Raw genomic sequence first — 18,350 nt, forward strand, 5'->3', positions numbered from 1 at the left:
GCCTGCCGAGGGAGAGATCATGGCTCTGTCGCCCGCAACGCTCACCCTGCCCGTGGTGCCGCTCGACGACGAGGTGGTGCTGCCCGGGATGGTGGTGCCCCTGGACCTGTCGGACGCCGAGGTGCGGGCCGCGGTGGAGGCCGCCCAGTCCGCCGCCGGGAGAGCCGGCGGTGACGACGGCAGCGGCGGTGACGGGGAGCGGAAGGGGGAGAAGGCCCCCAAGCCCCGGGTGCTGCTCGTGCCGCGGGTGGAGGGCACCTACGCCGCCGTCGGCGTGCTCGGCCGGGTGGAGCAGGTCGGACGGTTGGCCGACGGCGACCCCGGCGCGCTGATCCGCGGCGTGAGCCGGGTGCGGATCGGTGCCGGCACCACCGGCCCCGGTGCCGCCCTGTGGGTGGAGGGCACCGAGGTGGAGGAGTCCGCCCCCGACCCCCTGCCCGGCGCGGTCACCGAGCTGATCAGGGAGTACAAGGCCCTGGCCACCAGTTGGCTGCGGGAGCGCGGTGCCTGGCAGGTCGTCGACCGCATCCAGCAGATCGACGACCCCGGGCAGCTCGCCGACAACTCCGGCTACAGCCCCTTCCTGGGGGTCGAACAGCGCGTGAGGCTGCTGGAGACCGCCGACCCGGTCGAGCGGCTGAAGCTGGCCACCACCTGGCTGCGCGAGCACCTGGCCGAGCGGGACGTCGCCGAGGCCATCGCCAAGGACGTCCAGGAGGGCGTGGACCGGCAGCAGCGCGAGTTCCTGCTCCGCCGCCAGTTGGAGGCCGTCCGCAAGGAACTGGCCGAACTGGGCGGCGAGGTCGGCGAGAGCGACGACTACCGAGCCCGGGTCGAGGCCGCCGACCTGCCCCCGACGGTCCGCGAGGCCGCCCTGAAGGAGGCCGACCGGCTGGAGCGCGCCCCCGAGCAGAGCCCCGAGAGCGGCTGGATCCGCACCTGGCTGGACACCGTCCTGGAGATGCCGTGGAACGAGCGGACCGAGGACGCGTACGACATCGCCGGCGCCCGCGCCGTCCTGGACGCCGACCACGCCGGGCTGGACGACGTCAAGGAACGCATCACCGAGTACCTGGCCGTGCGCAAGCGCCGCGCCGAACGCGGCCTGGGCGTGGTGGGCGGACGTCGGGGCGGCGCCGTGCTGGCCCTGGTGGGGCCGCCCGGCGTCGGCAAGACCTCGCTGGGCGAGTCCGTGGCCCGGGCGATGGGGCGGCGGTTCGTCCGGGTGGCGCTCGGCGGCGTCCGTGACGAGGCCGAGATCCGCGGCCACCGCCGCACCTACGTCGGCGCCATGCCGGGCCGGATCGTGCGGGCGGTGAAGGAGGCCGGCTCGATGAACCCGGTCGTGCTGCTCGACGAGATCGACAAGGTGGGCAGCGATTTCCGGGGCGACCCGGCCGCGGCCCTGCTGGAGGTGCTGGACCCCGCGCAGAACCACACCTTCCGCGACCACTACCTGGAGGTCGAGCTCGACCTGTCCGACGTGGTGTTCCTGGCCACCGCCAACGTGCTGGAGGCGATCCCGCAGCCGCTGCTGGACCGCATGGAGCTGGTGCGGCTGGACGGCTACACCGAGGACGAGAAGGTCGTCATCGCCCGCGACCACCTGGTGCCCCGCCAGTTGGAGCGCGCCGGCCTGGAGGCGGGCGAGGTGGTCGTCGAGGAGGACGCGTTGCGGAAGCTGGCCGGGGAGTACACCCGCGAGGCGGGGGTGCGCGACCTGGAGCGCTCCGTCGCCCGGCTGCTGCGCAAAATCGCCGCGCGGCACGAGCTGGGGGAGCGGGAACTGCCCGTCACCGTCCGCGCGGACGGCCTGCGCGAACTGATCGGCCGTCCGCACCACACCCCCGAGTCCGCCCAGGACCCGGCCGAGCGGCGCACGGCGGTGCCGGGCGTGGCCACCGGGCTGGCCGTCACCGGCGCGGGCGGCGACGTGCTGTACGTCGAGGCGTCGCTGGCCGACCCGGAGACGGGCGGCAGCGGGCTGACGCTGACCGGACAGCTGGGCGAGGTGATGAAGGAGTCCGCCCACATCGCGCTCTCCTACCTGCGCTCGCGCGGTGCCGAACTGGAGCTGCCCGTCGGCGACCTGAAGGACCGCGGTGTCCACCTCCACGTCCCGGCGGGCGCGGTGCCCAAGGACGGGCCGAGCGCGGGCATCACCATGACCACCGCGCTGGCCTCGCTGCTGTCGGGCCGCCGGGTCCGGCCGGACGTGGCGATGACGGGCGAGGTCTCGCTGACCGGGCGCGTGCTGCCGATCGGCGGGGTGAAGCAGAAGCTGCTGGCCGCGCACCGGGCCGGGATCACCACGGTGGTCATCCCCAAGCGGAACGAGCCGGACCTGGACGACGTGCCCGAGGAGGTGCTGCGGAAGCTGGACGTGCGACCGGTCTCGGACGTGCGGCAGGTCCTGGAGCTGGCGCTGTCGCCGGCCGGGGCGGAGCTTCCGGCCGCCGCCTGACGGCACCGCGTCGCGCGGACCGCGCACCCGGCCCCGGCCGTCCGGTCCCGTCCGGCCCGGCCCCGCGCCGGACCGGACGGGACCGCGGTGCCGGCGGGTCAGAGCTCCACCAGTACGGCCGTCGCGTCGTCGTGCGTCTTGCCGCGCGGGTGGGCCGTGCCGGCGCGGTCCGCCGCCTCGGCGGCGCGGACCCGCGCGACCAGCGACCGCGGCCCCTCCGTGCGCAGCACCGTCATCAGCGCGCCCCAGTCGCCCAGTCGGAAGGTCTCCGCCCAGCGGGTCGCCCCGTCGCTCAGCGCGGCCAGCGCCCGCACCCGTGCGCGGGGCAGGCGTCCCGTCACCGCGCGCTCCGCCACCGCCGGGTCGGCCGCCGCGGTGAAGAAGCCGCCCTCGACGTTGCGCAGGCCCTCCAGGTGGGCGACCCGCTCGCCGGGGGGAAGGGCCCGCGCGGCGGGGCGCAGCCGGTCCAGCCGGGTGTCCAGCACGGGCGTCACCGCGCCGTCGGGGTCCTCGACCAGCAACGCGGAGTCGGAGAGCACCAGGTGCTCGACGACCGCCTCGTCCCAGCGCGCCAGTACCACCGTCGCCTGAGGGGTTCGCCTGTGAGAAAGGTCACAGCGCGGGCCGTGGGCGGAGGCGGTCCGCTCGATGGCGGAGGACAGGCACTGTGTCAGCGTCATATATCGCCGTGAACCGGACAGTTCGAGCAGTGCCCCGCCCAGGCGCGCCACGTACCACGGGACGTCGTGCTCGCACCCGGTGCCGTCCGGTGGCGGAGTCACCCCGTCCAGGACCACCAACGCCCCGCCCCGTCCTGTCGCAGGTAGGGCTACCGACGCGTAGTCCTCGTTGGGGACCTCCGGGTCGCCCGGCTCGCTCACCGCCTCGATCCGCATGCCCGCCAGTCTGCCGGAGCGTCGATCGACACGTGGTCGTGGTGTGGGGGCGACGAGGGGAAGACGTGTTCGTTCCGTGACCCACGGTCATTGCCCGGAGTTCTACCGGAATTTGACGGTCCGCGACATGGTGGGCGCGAATCTTGCCAAAACCCGGCGGTGATTTCCAACCCCCTCCGGCGTGTGGCCCAAGAGCATTCCCCGATGGAGTTGTTCCGTAACTCCCCAGTGATGTTCACTCCTCCGAGCGGCCCGGCACGGGGAACCGTTCCCGTCCCTCGGAACGTCGGAGAACCGGCGCTGCGAACGGGCTCGGACGGCGGGACACGAACCCCTGCCGCACATGTTGGACTGTCGCGTTCCGGTCATCGCCGGGACGACGGAACGAGATTGCGAGCACGGGTGGGGAAGAAGCGACACCAGGGCAGCCGGTCGGACCACCAGGGCACCGCCGTCCCACCCGCCGGACGGCGGGCACGCGTGCGCAACAGGCTGCTGGCCTCCGTCGTCCTGTGCACCGTCGCCGTCCTCGCCGCCGGGGCGCCCGGAGTCGCCACCGCCTCGCGCGACCTGACCGAGTCCCAACGCCTGGTCGACCGCGCCGAACTGGGCCGGCGGGCCGTCTCCCTCTCCCACGCCCTGGCCGACGAGCGCGACGCCGTCGTCCACCGCATCGCCTCCGGGCGCGGCGGCGAGGGCGTGCCCGAGCGGGAGCAGAGCCGCGTGGACCGCGGGATGCGGGAACTGGGCGAGGACGCGCCCGCCGACATACGACGGCTGCTCGACGCGTTCCCCGACACCCGCCGGCGGGCCGCCACCGGGGAGAGCGACGCGACCGAGACGTACGAGGCGTACACCCGGGTCGTCCAGGCCCTGGGCGGCATCACCGCCGCCACCTCCCGCTCCCTGCCCGGCCGCGCCGAGAACGCGACGGCCGACTCGCTCCCCGACCTCGGCCGCGCCGTCGAGCAGGCGTCGGCGGCCCGGGGACTGCTGCTGGCCGCGCTCACCGCGGGGGGCGAGCAGCCCCGACTGACCGCCGCGGCCCAGCAGGCGCACCTGCGCGAGCAGGCCGCTCTCGCCGACTTCGAGCAGACGGCGCCCGTCTCCACCCGTGACGCCTACACCCGGACCGTCACCGGCACCGACGTGGCGCTGGCCGAGCGCTACCTGACCGGACTCACCGACCAGCCGCGGCTGGACCACCGGGACCTCGCTCTGGACCACGACCGCGTCGCGTCCGCGTTGACCGCCCGCGTGGACCGGATGCGCGGCATGGAGTCCTCGCTGGCCGCCGCCGAGGTGGAGCGGTTGGAGGAACTGCGCGACGACGACCTCACCGCGCTGGAGCTGAGCATCGCCCTGCTCGGGGTGTGCGCGCTGATCGCGCTCGGCATCAGCGTCCAGACGGCCCGCTCGATGGCCCGTCCGCTGGCCGTCCTGCGGCGCGGCAGCGAGCGGGTGGCCGCCGACCCGACGGGGGAGGAGCCGGTCGTCTACACCGGCCGCAACGACGAGTTCGCCGACGTCGTGCGCGCCGTCAACCGGCTGCGGGGCACCGCCGTCGCCCTCCACGAGCGCGTCGTCCGCGCCGAGTCCACCGGGGGGGAGGTGACGGCCGAGCGCGAACGGATCGCCGCCGAGCGCGAGCGACTGCTGCGCGAGTACGAGACGGCGAAGGAGGCCGCCGAGAAGACGGTGCGGGCCGCCGAGGAGGCCGCGCGCAAGGCCGCGGAGGAGGCGGAGCGCAAGGCCGCCGAGGCGGCGGAGGCGTCCCTGGCGGCCGCCGAGGCCGCGCGCCGGGCCGCCGAGGAGCCGGCCGGACCCGCCCCGGGCACCTCCCACCACACGTTCGTCCACCTCGCGCTGCGCACCCTGGGCCTGGTCGAGCGGCAGCTCACCCTCATCGAGTCCATGGAGCACGAGGAGAAGGAGCCGGACCGGCTCACCACCCTCTACAAGCTCGACCACCTCGCCACCCGGATGCGCCGCCACAGCGAGAACCTGCTGCTCCTGGCCGGCGCCGAGCACGCCACCGGCCACCGCGAGCCGGTACCGCTGCTGGACGTGCTGCGCGCGGCCGTCAGCGAGATCGAGCGCTACGAGCGGGTGGACATCGCGACGCTGCCCCCGCACGCCCAGGTCGCCGGCTCCGCCGCCGACGACGTCAGCCACCTGATCGCCGAACTGGTGGACAACGCCACCGCGTTCTCCCCGCCGGACGCCGAGGTGCGGCTGTCGGGCTGGATGCTGGAGAACGGCGAGATCATGCTCTCCGTCCAGGACGAGGGCATCGGTGTGAGCCCCGAGCGGCTGGCCGAACTCAACGCCAAGCTGGCCGAGGGCGCCGAGGCCGCGCCCCGGGAGGACGACGTGCTGGGCATGGGCCTGTACGTGGTGGCGCGGCTCGCCGCACGGCACGGGATCCGGGTGCAGTTGCGCGAGCAGGAGCAGGGCGGCATCACCGCGGTCGCGGTGCTGCCGCGCGCCCTGCTGCCGGACCGGCCGATGCCGGGTTCCCCGGCGGGGGCCAAGGCCGCCCAGGCGGGTGTCGCGAACACCCTGCCGGGCACGGTCGCCGAGGCCAACGACAACGCGCTGCCGACCCGTCCAGACCGCGCGCGGGCGCGTACGGACGGCGCGGCCGACACGGACGACACAGTCGGCACGGACGGCACGGCCGGCACGGAGGAGAGCGCCGGGGAGCCGGAGTCGGTGGCCCCCGCCGGGACCGGTGAGCACGGCCGGGCGGACGACGCGCGGGCCCCCGGTGGGACCGGCGGGACCGGTGTCACCGACACCCTGGTCTTCCCCCGCATCACCGACACCGGTCCGGTGCCCGGCGACGTGGACGTCGCCGAGGCAGACGAGGCGGCCGCCGATCCCGCGCGCGGCGCCGTGGCCGACGCCACCGGAACGCCTCCGGCCGCACCCGGTGGCGTCCACGAGCACGCCCGCGCCGCGGACGAGACCGTCCTGCGGGCCGCCCCCGAGGCGGACGCGGCACGGGAGAACGACGCGGCACGGGAGAACACAGCGGGCCCCACAGCGGACCCCACGGTGGAGACCGCGCCGGAGACGGATGCCGCCCCCGGCCCCGTCGCCCGGACCGTCACCGCCAAGGGTCTGCCCAAGCGGACTCCCCAGAACGTGACGACCGGCGTCGGCGCCCCCCGCCCGGGCCGGGGACGGGGCGGACTGCAGGCGGACGAGCTGCGCAGACGGCTCGGCGGGTTCCAACAGGGAGCCAGGGAGGGCCAGCGGGACGCGCTGGCCCAGATCGCCGCGGAGGAGAGCGGCGGCGAGCGGCACGGCACCGGCCCGGACGAGGGCCGCACGGGGGCGACGGACACGGGTGGCACTGTCGAGGAGGCACGGAAGTGAACGCGCCCACCACCGCACACACACCGAGCAGGCAGGCACGCAACCTGCGCTGGCTGCTGTCCAACCTGGTCGACGAGGTACCGGGCGTACGGTCGGTCGCCGTGGTGTCCTCCGACGGACTGCTGCTGCTGTCCTCCGAGCCCACGGGCGGCCGTGCCGCCGCGCCCGGGGACGCCCCGGCGGGCGGCGACGCCACGGGCGGGGACGAGGCACGGGACGCCACGGGCGACACCGCCGGCGGTGACCAGACCCCCGACCGGCGCGGCCGGGACGGCGGCCGGGACGAGCGCGGCCCCCGCGGCGCCGGCGCCGATCTGGCCACCATCGTCTCCGGCCTCGCGTCCCTCACCCAGGGGGCCTCGAAGCTGATGGACGGCGGTGCCGTCAAGCAGACCATGATCGCGATGGACGAGGGCAGCCTGTTCGTGATGTCGATCAGCGACGGCTCGCTGCTCGGCGTCCACGCCGCCCCCGACTGCGACATGAGCGTCGTGGCGTACCACATGGCCCTCTTCGTCGGTCGTGCCGGGCACGTCCTCACCCCCGAACTCCGCACCGAACTGCGCACGTCGATGGAGCTGGACCAGTGACCTTCCACAGCCCGCTGCCGGTACGCAAACCCTCGCGGGTGCGCCCGTACTCCCTGACCGGCGGCCGCACCCGCTTCGGGCACGTCCTGCTGGTGGAGACGCTCGTCGCCGCCATCGAGGCGCCCGAGGCCCGCCGCGAGCTGACCTCGGGCGGCCTGCGCGACCGTGTGATGCCCGAGATGCGGGCCATCGTGGAACTCTGCCGCCGGATGCGCTCGGTCGCCGAGATCGCCGCCCGGCTGCGGATGCCCCTGGGCGTGGTGCGCGTCCTGCTCAGCGATCTCGCCGACCAGGGACGCATCCGGGTCTACGGCACCGGTTACGACAACGAGCGCCCCGACCGCGCGCTGCTGGAGAGGGTGCTGGGTGGCCTCCGCAGACTCTGACTCCCTCCCGGACGCCGGAGAGGAACCCGGAAGAGCCCTCGGAAGGGCGTTGGGGAGAGCCTCCGGTGGAGTTCCCGACGGAGCGTCCGACACGGACGCCGCGACACACGCCGACAGTGACAGGAACGCCGAGAAAGACCCCGTGGACGCCGTGAAGGACCCCGCAGAGAACCCCGAGACCCTCCAACCCTGGCAGGAGGAGCGCGGTAGAGCCCCCATCTCCGTCAAGATCGTCGTGGCGGGGGGCTTCGGCGTGGGCAAGACGACCTTCGTCGGCGCGGTCTCCGAGATCGAGCCGCTGACCACCGAGGCGGTGATGACCCGCGCGAGCGAGGACACCGACGACCTGGCCGCCACCCCGGAGAAGACCACCACCACGGTCGCCATGGACTTCGGTCGCATCACCCTCGACGACGACCTGGTGCTGTACCTGTTCGGCACCCCGGGGCAACAGCGCTTCTGGTTCATGTGGGACGACCTGGTGCGCGGCGCGATCGGCGCGGTGGTGATGGCCGACACGCGGCGGCTGGAGGACTGCTTCCCGGCGCTCGACTACTTCGAGAGCTGCGAACTGCCCTACGTCGTCGCCGTCAACCACTTCGAGGGCACCGAGTACTACGAGGCCGAGGACGTGCGCGAGGCGCTGTCCGTCCCCGACCGGGTGCCCGTCCTGGTCATGGACGCGCGCAAGCGGGACACGGCCCTCGACTCGCTGACCGCGCTCGTCGGCCACGCGCTGGACCTCACGCCCGCCTGACCGGCGGGGCCGTCCGGCGCACCGCGGCGGCCACCACACGCCCCGAACGCGCCACGCGTCCGACATCCGCCCCCCACACCCGGGCATCCGCCCCCAACCCCACCACCCAGGCACCTCAGGGGAGACCGTCATGCGGAAGATACTCATCGTCGGAGCAGGCCAGTCCGGCCTCCAGCTCGCCCTCGGCCTCCAGTCGCACGGCTACGAGGTCACCGTGATGTCGAACCGCACGGCGGACGAGATCCGCGGCGGTCGGGTGATGTCCACCCAGTGCATGTTCGACCAGGCCCTCCAGCACGAGCGCGACCTGGGGATCAACTTCTGGGAGGACCAGAGCCCGCGCACCGAGGGCCTGGGCGTCTCGGTCGTCGCCCCCGACGGCTCCCGTCCGATCGACTGGGTGGGCCGGCTGGACGGCTACGCGCAGTCGATCGACCAGCGGGTGAAGATGGCCGGCTGGATGGAGACCTTCGCCCAGCGCGGCGGTCAGTTGGTCATCCACGGCGCCGCCGTCTCCGACCTGGACTTCTTCGCCCGGGCCTACGACCTGGTGCTCGTCGCGGCGGGCAAGGGCGAACTGGTGTCGATGTTCGAGCGGGACGCCGCGCGCTCCCCGTACGACAAGCCGCAGCGCGCGCTGGCGGTGTCCTACGTGCACGGCGTGGAACGGCGCCCGGAGCACCCCGAGATGCTGGCGGTGCGCTTCAACCTGGTGCCGGGCGTCGGCGAGCTGTTCATGATCCCCGGCTACACCCTCACCGGCGCCTGCGACATCCTGTTCTGGGAGGGCGTCCCCGGCGGTCCGCTGGACGTCTTCCAGGGCGTCACCGACCCCGCCGAGCACCTCTCCCTCACGCTGGAGCTGATGAAACGCTTCACGCCCTGGGAGTACGAGCGGGCCCGCAAGGCCGAGCTGACCGACGCGGGCGGCACGCTCGCCGGCCGCTATCCGCCGACCGTCCGCAAGCCCATCGGGCGGCTTCCCTCGGGCGGCGCGGTGCTGGGCGTGGCCGATGTGGTGGTGGCCAACGACCCGATCACGGGGCAGGGCTCCAACACCGCGTCCAAGTGCGCCGCCTCCTACCTGGCCTCGATCCTGGAGCACGGCGACCGGCCGTTCGACGAGGAGTGGATGCAGGCCACCTTCGACCGTTTCTGGGAGAGGTCGGCCCGGCACGTCACCACGTGGTCGAACGGGCTGCTGGCACCGCCGCCGGAGCACGTGCTGAAGCTGATCGGCGCGGGCACGCAGTACCAGGAGCTGGCGGACCGGTTCGCCAACGCCTTCAGCGACCCGTCCGACCTGGAGAACTGGTTCTTCGACCCGGAGAAGGCCGAGGCCTACCTGGCGAGCCTGGCCTCCGACTGAGCCGGTCGGGTCCGGCTCCGGGCGTCCGACCCCGGAGCCGGGCCGGGGCGCCGGGGGGTCGGGCGCGGCGCGGCCCGCCGGTCGGCGCCGCCGCGGTCACCGCACCGCTTCCGCGTGGCGCAGCGCGGCCAGTTCGCCGTCGTCGAGCGAGGCGAGGGCCCGTTCGACCTCGGCCAGACGTCCGGTGACCTCGTCCCGCTGCCGCTCGTGTCGCCCGGCGAGCGCGAGCCGGCGGTCCAGGACACCGCGTTCCCTGCTCGCCGACCGGTCCAGCCGCCGCTCCTCGGCCGACAACCGCCGGGCCGCCTCGATCCGGCGCGCGGCGGCCCGCTCCAGCAGCCGCCGGTGGTCGAGGGCGCTTCGCACCTCCCGCTCGTCGTGGGCGAGCAGCAGCCGCAGATGTGTCGGGACGGCGCCACCCGCGTTCCGGTACCGGTGACGGGCGAGCCGTCCGGCCTCGTCACGCGCCTCGTCCAGCCGCACCCGCACATCGGCCAGTTCGCGCTGGAGCCGGTCGACCTTCTCGCGCTGGGCGGTCACCTTCCGCTCGGTGTCGCGGTGGACGCCGATGGCCTGTTCGGCCCGCCCGTACAGTTCCCTCATCCGGAGCAACAGGTCGCCGACGGACTCGGGTTCGTACGGCTCCCCGGGCGGCTCGGCCGCGCGGGCGACCGCGACCGGCGCGGTGTCGGCGGTGTCGACGGTGTCGACGGGGTCGACGGGGTCGACGGGGTCGACGGGTGTGGCGACCGCCACGGCGGCCGACACGGCGACCACCACGGCGACCACGGTCCGGGCCGTTCGACCCCTCGCTGTCGACACCGGTCCACCTCCACCACGACGGTGACGCTCCCGCGGCGATCGTGGCACGCGGCGCCGCGCCCGGCCTCCGGGCGGGCGCCCGGGGTGCGGCGATCGGGGGCGATGACGGCGCCGTCGGGTGACACGACGGCACCGGCCGGGTGAGTCCCGGCCGGTGCGAGGTCGCGTCGGGCGCGTCAGGAGGGCCGCTTGACGGTCACCGTCAGGGCCCAGTCGTCGGGCCGCTCGGTGTACATCACGGCACCCGCCAGGTCGCTCTCCCGGGTCGGCGTGACGTCGTCGTAGGGGAAGGCGTAGCCCCGGCCGCCGGCCGCCAGCTCGTGCACGGCCCGCGCGTACTCGTGGCGCGGTCCGTGGGTGTAGAACTCCGCCGAGGTGGCGTCGGGCTGCGAGGGGTTGCTCAGCAGCGTGGTCCGGCAGAACGCGGCGCCCAACACCGCGGCGACGCGGCCCTGCTGGGTGGCGTTGATGCCGTGCAGGGAGCCGTCACAGCCGAAGATGTCGGCCTCGGCGGTGCTGCCCGCCGTGCCGGGTTTGGCGAAGGAGTCGGGGGAGCCGTCGGTGATCCCCCGGAGGACGAGCCGGTCGCCGTGGGTCCGGCCGGTCACCGTCACCCCCGGCCACACGTCGCCGAGGGCGACCCGCAGGTCCCGTCCACCGTCGGCGCGGTAGGCGTGCCACACCTGGTCGACGTACTCGCGGTAGTGCCCGACGAACACCTCCCGGCCCAGCCCCGGGAGCTTGGCCGGGCTGGAGACGCGCACCAGTCGGCCGCCGTCGTACAGCGCGCACCTGCCCCAGTCGCCGCCCGCCCGCCGCAGTCGCTCGGCCAGTTGGGCGGTCCCGCCGGCCGGCATGCCGCCGACGTGCTGCTCCGCGCCGCTGCCGGGGACGAGGGTGAGGGCGATGGGGAGGCCGACGCCGTCCACGCAGGTGATGTTCCCCCACACCCCGGCGGAGTTGTAGGTGAACTCGCAGTAGTCCCACGCGATGCGGTACGAGGGGTCGGAGGGGTTGGCGGCCGAGGGCTGGACGAGGGCACCCGCGGCGCCGCCCGCGTTGGGGTTGGCGAAGAAGGACACGCTCTCGTCGAGGGAGAAGTAGGCCCGTCCGCCGGTGAGGTGGTCGTTCAGGGGCACCTGCCGGTCGAACGGTATCCGGTGCGAGCGGAGGAAGCCGCCCAGGTCGTACATCCGCTCGGACGGGTTGGGGATCGGGTCCAGTCTGCCGGTGGAGGGGTTGAGGAAGCCCTGTCCGCCGCCCGGCACGTCGGCGTGGACGTAGGCGAACGCGGCGGACCGACCGGTCTCGTTGACGAAGGTCAGGCTCGGGACGGTCGCCGTGCCGCGGGTGGGGGAGGCGGCGGCGAAGCCGGTGGGGGAGGCGGCGTAGCCGATGGCGGCGGCGGCCGCCGCGGACAGGCCGAGGAACCTTCTGCGTGACACCACGGTGGGGATCTCCTGAGGGACGTGGTTATGGCATGCGCACGACATGCAGGGTCGCGCGTCCGGTCGCCGCCCGGCGGGGCGGGAGCGATCCGGATGTCGCCACTGTGGTGAGGGGGCGCCCAAAGGTCAAGACCTTTAGCAGAGAGCGCTCTCATTCACACTTCGCCCACATCTCTCGAAAACCCGCCGCACGTTCGACGTCCACCGCGCGTCCCCCGTGCGTCCGCTGCACGCCCTCTACGCGCCCTCTTGCGCGTCCCCCCGCGTGCCCCCCGCTCCGCCCGGCCGGCGCCACGGCCACTTCGGGCCGCTCCGCGGCCTGCCCTCCGGCAGGTGGACGTAGCGCCAGCCGCGCGGCAACGCCAGCCGTCCGCCTCCGGTGACGGCCTCCAGCCGGTACACGTGGACGATCGGCTCGCCGCCCTCCGGACGGGGCACGGGGATCTCGTAGTACTTCGGCGGTCGTCCGGTGGGGCCCACCAGGACGGGCAGCACCCGTCCGTCCATCGGCCCGCCGACGAACGCCGTCTCCTCGCTTCTCACCGCTCCAGTCTCACAGCAGGCGGAGCGCGTCTTTGACCACCGGTGCGATGCCTCGGGCCAACCGGCCCACCGGCCCGTCGGGCCGCTCCAGCGCCAGTGCGGCCCGGGCGACCTCGGCGGTGCGCGGGTCGCTCGCCGCGGTGGCGGCCAGCAGGGCGAGGAAGTGGTCCACCAACCAGTCCCGCAGCTCGGCGACCGGTGGCCGTTTGCCCTCGTCGAGCCAGATCAGCGAGGCGGCCTCCACCGCCGCTATCCAGGTGCGGACCATCATCCGCAGCCGAGGCCCCGGCTCCGGATCGTGGGTGACCCGCAGGTGCAGCAGCACCTGCTCGGCCGCGGCCCGCCGCACGCCGTCCACGATCGCGTCCGTGCGGGAGGTCTCGGCGACACTGCCGCCCCGCAGCAGGGCCGCGAATCCCGCGTCGTGCCCGTCGACGAAGGACAGGTAGCGATCGAGCGCCCGCGACAGCCGGTGGCCGAGCGGACCGGTCTGCGGCTCGGCGAAGCACTGCCGCAGCTCGTCGGCCGCGCTGCCCAGGGCCGCCTCGTACAACTGCTGCTTGCCGCCGGGGAAGTAGCGGTAGACCAGGGGGCGCGAGACACCCGCGGCGGCGGCGACGTCGTCGAGGGAGACGTCCTCGGGCGCGCGGTGCGCGAAGAGGCCGAGCGCGGTGGTGATGAGCTGGCCGCGCCGCTCCTCCACGCTGAGCCTGCGGTACGCCGGGGCGGTCATGCGGGCAGCCTAGCCGCCGCCCGCGTCCCCCGTCCCCGGTACCGCCGCGCCGCGCGACCTCAGGCCAGCAGCCCGGAGCTCTTCCACAGCCTGCGGCCGACCCCGCGCAACACCCCGATCTCGTCCAGGAAGTCCGTCAGCCGCTTCGCTCCGGTCTGCATCACCTCGCGGCGGTGGGCACTGGCCCTGACCTGGGCGAGCGCCTCGCGGCGGTCGAGTCCGACGTCGGTGTAGACCTGCGGGTTGACGAACGATATGGACATCACCCGGGCCGCCTCCCCGGAGCTGATGCGGGTCAGCTCCGCCTCCCAGCGCGGGCAGCTCACCATCTGGCGGCGCAGCTCCTCGCGCGCGTACCGCACGTGCCGCGCCTCCTCCACGACGTGGATGCGGGTGATGCCGCGCACCAACGGCTGGATCCGCTCGTCCGGGAAGGTCAGCCGCTGCATCCAGTCCAGGATCTCCTCGCCCAGCAGTGTCGCGGTGAACGAACCGGGCGTGGTGGAGACCGTCTTGAGCACCCGTGCCAGGTTGTGGTGCAGCCGCGAGACCGGGTACGGCCGCACGCCCGCCTTGGCGATGAAGCGGGTGAACATCTTGGAGTGACGGCACTCGTCCTCGATCTCGGTGAGGGCGTAGCGCACGTGCGAGCTGGCCATGGGCTTGTCGTAGATGTGCCGCACCAGGAGCTGCATGAGGATGATCTCGAACCAGACGCCGATCGAGGCGAGCGAGGCGGCCTCGTGGCGGGCCAGGTCCATCCGCTGCTCCTGCGACATCCTGCGCCACAGCGGGGTGTCGTAGAGGGAGACCAGCTCGGGCGGCCAGAACCATTTGCCCTCCTCGAAGGGCGCCTCCCAGTCCAACTCCCGGTCCGGGTCGAAGGAGTGCCTGGCCGAGGACTCCAACAGGCGTTCGGCCACCTGCTCGCGGTCCTTGAGGAGTCCGAGGGCGTCGCGGAGCGGTTCGGTGTCGGCATGGGGAGCGGTCGTCACGGCGAGGCCACCTCACTCTCGGGGTTACTGGCGGTCACACCAGCGTCGCCCCTTATGAGACTACTCGTCAGCAAGCCCGTCAATCCCCTGTGCGCCCCCTCCTGTGCGACATGCGCCGGGGGGGCGTGCGGTGGCTGCCCGCCCGGCTCCCGGTGGGCGCCGGGTGAACGCGCCCCGCCCCCGGTGCCGTGGACGGCACCGGGGGCGGGACGCTGTGGGGTGGTGTCAGCGACCGTGCCGGTGGCAGAAGTGCGGCGCCGCACCGATGTTGGCGACGTAGCGCGCGGCGACCCAGCCGTCGTGGTGGGCCAGCTTGTACCAGCGCGGGTTGCCGTCGACGTTCTGGCTGTTCACCTTGCACTCGATCTTGATGACCTTGCCGTGGGGCAGGGTGCCCAGGACCTTGCTGTGGGTGTTCGGCTTGCTGCGGATGTTCAGGCCGGAGCGGGCGATGACGCGGCCCTTGTAGTAGTCGCTGACGGCCGTCGCCTGGGACTCGGCCTCGGCGGGGGCCATCTCCGGGTTGCGCATCTCGGCCTCGGCGCGCGGGGCCTCCTCGATGCTCTTGCCGAGGTCGGCGACGGGGGCCGGGGGCTCGGCGATGGCCGGCCCGGCGGCGGTGGCGAGTGCGACGGCGCCACCGGCGGCGACCAGGGCGAGCCTGCTGAGCTTGGACTTGACCATTGTGAAGAAACCTCCTGGGAGGGTTGAACCCGGCGGGGGCCGGGCCCGGGGAAGGGACACATGGACTGCGTCACGGCTCGTAGCGAGCCGATCACTGCCACGCGCAATTCACGTTAAATCGGCGCATATGTGTCCGCAATTTGTCACACTGAGTGACAGGAATGGTCAAACCCCAGCTCAGAGAGCCGCCCGCGTCCCGGGGCCGCCTCCCGCTCCCCGCCCCCACCCGGGTGAACCTCTCGCCCGTCCTCCCAGGCCGGCGGCCTGCCCGTACCCCGGACGCCACGGCCGCGACGCGTCGGAGCCGTGGTCGCCGGGACGGGCGTCGGATCGCCGGACCGGCCGAATCCCGCCACGGTCCCACCGGTCCGGACCGGACCGTCGGGAGCGGTTCCGTGCCCCGGGCACCGACGAAGCCCGAGCCCCCCCGTGGCCAGGACCCCGCGGCCGTGCGCGTCCCGTGTCGCCATCGCCGCCCCACGGCTCGACCGGGGTGCGGTGGGGTCACCCGAGGGGCCCGCGCCGCGCCTCCCCGAGCTGTTCGGCGAGCAGGGCGGCGATCTCGGTGACCGAGCTGTCCCGCAGCGGACGGGTGGTCCGCAGGGAGAGCCGCAGGGCGCTCTCCAGCCTGCGCTGGAAGGCGAGGGCCGTGATCGAGTCGACCCCCTGGCTGTACAGCGGCCGCCGCCGGTCGATGCGGTGGGCCGGCGGCACGTCGATCCAGTGCCGGAGCATCCGGCAGAGGTACTCCTCCAGGGACAGGGCCCGCGCGTCCGTGCTCGCGGCGGTCGCCACGGGCGCGGGGGGAAGCTCCTCCCGTCCGACCGGCGGTGATGTCTTCGGCACGGCTCTCACTCTCCTTCGTCAGACGTGGCGTTGGTGTTCCGCGCGGGGCCGGGGCTGGGCCGTCCTCAGCCGCCAGGGCTCGGGCCCCCGGGCGGGCCCGTCCCCGGCGGACCACATCAGGTGGAACTTCCAGAACCGCAGCCGCCACCCCTCCGCGGTGCGCACGGCCTCGCCGTCGCAGTAGCCGCCGATGTCGAAGCGGCCACCGGGATCCGGGCCGTCCGCCCGGTGCACGTGGGAGGCGATCAGGTGCACCCGCAGGATCGCGACGTCGCCGTGCAGGCCGATGCTGTGGTTCGCGCTGAGGTGGTGCGTGCGGTCGAACTTGGCCTTGGCCTCGTAGTGGAAGCGCGCCAGCCCCTCCAGCCCGGTGAAGGTGCCGACGGGGAACTCCACCCGGGCGTCCTCGGTGAAGACGGCCCGGGGCCAGGCGTCGTCGAACCCGTAGTCGTCCTGGGTGTCGAGGGCGATGACGTAGCGGTCGATGAGGTCGTTGATCTCGGCGCGGTCGGCCAGTACGCGCAGCGCCTCGCGCAGGTCGGTCGGTTCGTCGTCCGTCACGGTCATCCGGTGCTGTCCTCCGTGTCTGTTCGGACGGCCGGGGCGCCGGTGCGCCAGCCGCGCGGGTCGGGGTGGCCGGGGATCCGTTCGGGGCGGCGCCAGCCGGCGGTGGCGCGGCGGTGCCTCGGCGCCGCGTCCGGTCGGGCGCGGGCGGCCGCGCGGGCCAGCAGGACCGCGGTGAGCGCGGCCAACTCCGCCGCGTCGGCCCGACCCCTCTCGACCCGGACGAGCGGCGCCGGGTCCGTCGCCCCCCTCACTGCGGCGGGTTTCCGTGCTTGCGGGCGGGCAGGTCGGCGTGCTTGCCGCGCAGCATGACCAGCGAGCGGGTCAGGACCCGCCGGGTGTCGGCGGGATCGATCACGTCGTCCACCAGGCCCCGCTCGGCGCCGTAGTAGGGGTGCATCAGCTCGGACTTGTACTCCTTGATCCGCTGCTGCCGGACGGCCTCGGGGTCGTCGGAGGCGGCGATCTCCCGCCGGAAGATCACGTTGGCGGCGCCCTCGGCGCCCATCACCGCGATCTCGTTGGTCGGCCAGGCATAGGTCAGATCCGCACCGATGGACTGGGAGTCCATCACGATGTACGCGCCCCCGTACGCCTTGCGCAGCACCACCGACACCCGCGGCACCGTGGCGTTGCAGTACGCGTACAACAGCTTGGCGCCGTGCCGGATGATCCCGCCGTGCTCCTGGTCCACCCCCGGCAGGAACCCGGGCACGTCGACCAGGGTGACGATCGGGATGTTGAACGCGTCGCACATCTGCACGAACCGCGCGGCCTTCTCGCTCGCCTCGATGTCCAGCACGCCCGCCCGGGACATGGGTTGGTTGGCCACGATGCCCACCACCTCCCCGTCCAGCCGGGCCAGCGCGCACACGATGTTGTTCGCCCACCGCTCGTGCACCTCGAGGTACTCGCCGTCGTCGACGATCTCCTCGATCACCGCCCGCATGTCGTAGACCCGACCGGGGTCGTCCGGGACGAGGTCGACCAGCGTGTCGGAGGGACGGTCGGCGGGGTCCGACCCTCTCGCGGTGGGCGGCAGCTCCCGGTTGTTGGACGGCAGCAGCGACAGCAGGTAGCGCACCTCGGCCAGACAGGTCTCCTCGTCGTCGTAGGCGAAGTGCGCCACCCCGGAGGTGGCCGCGTGCACATCGGCACCGCCCAACCCGTTCTGCGACACCCGCGCCCCGGTGACGGCCTGCACCACGTCCGGACCGGTGATGAACATCTGCGAGGTGTCACGCACCATGAACACGAAATCCGTCAACGCCGGCGAGTAGGCCGCCCCACCCGCACACGGCCCCAACATCACCGAGATCTGCGGAATCACCCCCGACGCCCGGGTGTTGCGCTGGAAGATCCCGCCGTACCCGGCCAGCGCCACCACACCCTCCTGGATGCGGGCCCCGGCCCCGTCGTTGAGCGAGACCAACGGCGCACCGGCCGCGATGGCCATGTCCATGATCTTGTGGATCTTCGCCGCGTGCGCCTCCCCCAACGCCCCACCGAAGATCCGGAAATCATGGGCGTAGACGAACACCGTCCGCCCCTCCACCGTCCCCCAACCGGTGACCACCCCGTCGGTGTACGGCCGCCGGCCCTCCAGACCGAACCCGGTGGCCCGGTGCCGCCGCAACGGCTCCACCTCGTGGAACGACCCGGCATCCACCAACAACTCGATCCGCTCACGCGCGGTCAGCTTCCCCTTCGCGTGCTGCGCCTCGGTGGCGGCCGGACTCGGCCCCTGCCGTGCCTCGTCCTTGACCAGACGCAGTTCCTCCACGCGTTCCCGCAGGGTCCAGTGCGGTTGCGGTGGGCCGAGGCGGTCCCGGTCGGCACCCTTGTCGGTCTTTTCGTCCGTTGCCATGG

Annotated in this window: 17 protein-coding genes; 6 read left to right on the forward strand and 11 right to left on the reverse strand. The window is 73.7% G+C overall.

What is annotated here, in order from left to right:
* Window positions 1-19: 19 nt before the first annotated feature.
* Window positions 20-2,464 (forward strand): endopeptidase La, encoded by a 2,445-nt coding sequence (lon, locus tag F0L17_RS17995; RefSeq protein ID WP_155071877.1) that lies wholly within the window; start codon window positions 20-22, stop codon window positions 2,462-2,464.
* Between the two features lie 98 nt (window positions 2,465-2,562).
* Here the strand turns inward: lon and F0L17_RS18000 are convergent, their stop codons facing one another.
* Complete coding sequence (locus F0L17_RS18000; protein WP_155071878.1) at window positions 2,563-3,360, reverse strand: hypothetical protein; 798 nt, start codon at window positions 3,358-3,360, stop codon at window positions 2,563-2,565.
* 402 nt (window positions 3,361-3,762) lie between these two features.
* On the opposite strand from F0L17_RS18000, the gene F0L17_RS18005 reads away from it, so the two are divergent.
* From F0L17_RS18005 to F0L17_RS18025, 5 genes are all read left to right on the forward strand, one after another.
* On the forward strand, window positions 3,763-6,744 hold the full coding sequence (locus F0L17_RS18005) for a nitrate- and nitrite sensing domain-containing protein (RefSeq protein WP_338018130.1): 2,982 nt from the start codon (window positions 3,763-3,765) through the stop codon (window positions 6,742-6,744).
* Window positions 6,741-7,334 carry a roadblock/LC7 domain-containing protein gene (locus F0L17_RS18010; protein WP_338018131.1) on the forward strand — a complete coding sequence of 198 codons (594 nt, stop codon included), beginning with the start codon at window positions 6,741-6,743 and terminating at the stop codon, window positions 7,332-7,334. The genes F0L17_RS18005 and F0L17_RS18010 overlap by 4 nt, the downstream gene beginning before the upstream one ends.
* Window positions 7,331-7,720 (forward strand): DUF742 domain-containing protein, encoded by a 390-nt coding sequence (locus tag F0L17_RS18015; RefSeq protein ID WP_162466357.1) that lies wholly within the window; start codon window positions 7,331-7,333, stop codon window positions 7,718-7,720. Before F0L17_RS18010 ends, F0L17_RS18015 begins: the two co-directional genes overlap by 4 nt.
* Before the next feature lie 142 nt (window positions 7,721-7,862).
* Window positions 7,863-8,477 (forward strand): GTP-binding protein, encoded by a 615-nt coding sequence (locus F0L17_RS18020; RefSeq protein ID WP_162466358.1) that lies wholly within the window; start codon window positions 7,863-7,865, stop codon window positions 8,475-8,477.
* Window positions 8,478-8,607: 130 nt separating this feature from the next.
* The gene (locus tag F0L17_RS18025; RefSeq protein WP_155071880.1) at window positions 8,608-9,846 is read left to right on the forward strand and encodes a styrene monooxygenase/indole monooxygenase family protein; all 1,239 of its coding nucleotides are present in this window, start codon (window positions 8,608-8,610) and stop codon (window positions 9,844-9,846) included.
* Window positions 9,847-9,942: 96 nt separating this feature from the next.
* On the opposite strand, the gene F0L17_RS18030 is transcribed toward F0L17_RS18025, so the two are convergent.
* The 10 genes from F0L17_RS18030 to F0L17_RS18075 form a co-directional block, all read right to left on the reverse strand.
* Window positions 9,943-10,668, reverse strand: coding sequence for a coiled-coil domain-containing protein (locus tag F0L17_RS18030; protein ID WP_155071881.1), 726 nt, complete (start codon window positions 10,666-10,668; stop codon window positions 9,943-9,945).
* 176 nt (window positions 10,669-10,844) lie between these two features.
* Window positions 10,845-12,116, reverse strand: coding sequence for a beta-1,3-glucanase family protein (locus tag F0L17_RS18035; protein ID WP_155071882.1), 1,272 nt, complete (start codon window positions 12,114-12,116; stop codon window positions 10,845-10,847).
* Window positions 12,117-12,353: 237 nt separating this feature from the next.
* The gene (locus F0L17_RS18040) at window positions 12,354-12,659 is read right to left on the reverse strand and encodes a hypothetical protein (RefSeq protein ID WP_162466359.1); all 306 of its coding nucleotides are present in this window, start codon (window positions 12,657-12,659) and stop codon (window positions 12,354-12,356) included.
* Between the two features lie 10 nt (window positions 12,660-12,669).
* On the reverse strand, window positions 12,670-13,392 hold the full coding sequence (locus F0L17_RS18045) for a TetR/AcrR family transcriptional regulator (RefSeq protein WP_155071883.1): 723 nt from the start codon (window positions 13,390-13,392) through the stop codon (window positions 12,670-12,672).
* 59 nt (window positions 13,393-13,451) lie between these two features.
* On the reverse strand, window positions 13,452-14,387 hold the full coding sequence (locus F0L17_RS18050; protein WP_162466360.1) for a diiron oxygenase: 936 nt from the start codon (window positions 14,385-14,387) through the stop codon (window positions 13,452-13,454).
* Window positions 14,388-14,612: 225 nt separating this feature from the next.
* The gene (locus tag F0L17_RS18055) at window positions 14,613-15,071 is read right to left on the reverse strand and encodes an SH3 domain-containing protein (protein WP_155071884.1); all 459 of its coding nucleotides are present in this window, start codon (window positions 15,069-15,071) and stop codon (window positions 14,613-14,615) included.
* A gap of 504 nt (window positions 15,072-15,575) precedes the next feature.
* On the reverse strand, window positions 15,576-15,917 hold the full coding sequence (locus F0L17_RS18060; RefSeq protein ID WP_155071885.1) for a phosphopantetheine-binding protein: 342 nt from the start codon (window positions 15,915-15,917) through the stop codon (window positions 15,576-15,578).
* 18 nt (window positions 15,918-15,935) lie between these two features.
* A complete protein-coding gene (locus F0L17_RS18065; protein WP_155071886.1) occupies window positions 15,936-16,484 on the reverse strand; it encodes a nuclear transport factor 2 family protein in 549 nt (182 codons plus the stop codon).
* A complete protein-coding gene (locus tag F0L17_RS18070) occupies window positions 16,481-16,735 on the reverse strand; it encodes an acyl-CoA carboxylase epsilon subunit (RefSeq protein ID WP_162466361.1) in 255 nt (84 codons plus the stop codon). The genes F0L17_RS18065 and F0L17_RS18070 overlap by 4 nt, the downstream gene beginning before the upstream one ends.
* Window positions 16,732-18,348 (reverse strand): acyl-CoA carboxylase subunit beta, encoded by a 1,617-nt coding sequence (locus F0L17_RS18075; protein ID WP_155071887.1) that lies wholly within the window; start codon window positions 18,346-18,348, stop codon window positions 16,732-16,734. Before F0L17_RS18075 ends, F0L17_RS18070 begins: the two co-directional genes overlap by 4 nt.
* Between the last annotated feature and the right edge of the window lie 2 nt (window positions 18,349-18,350).

Origin of the sequence: Streptomyces taklimakanensis, assembly GCF_009709575.1 — a bacterium.
In the GTDB taxonomy this organism is placed as follows: domain Bacteria; phylum Actinomycetota; class Actinomycetes; order Streptomycetales; family Streptomycetaceae; genus Streptomyces; species Streptomyces taklimakanensis.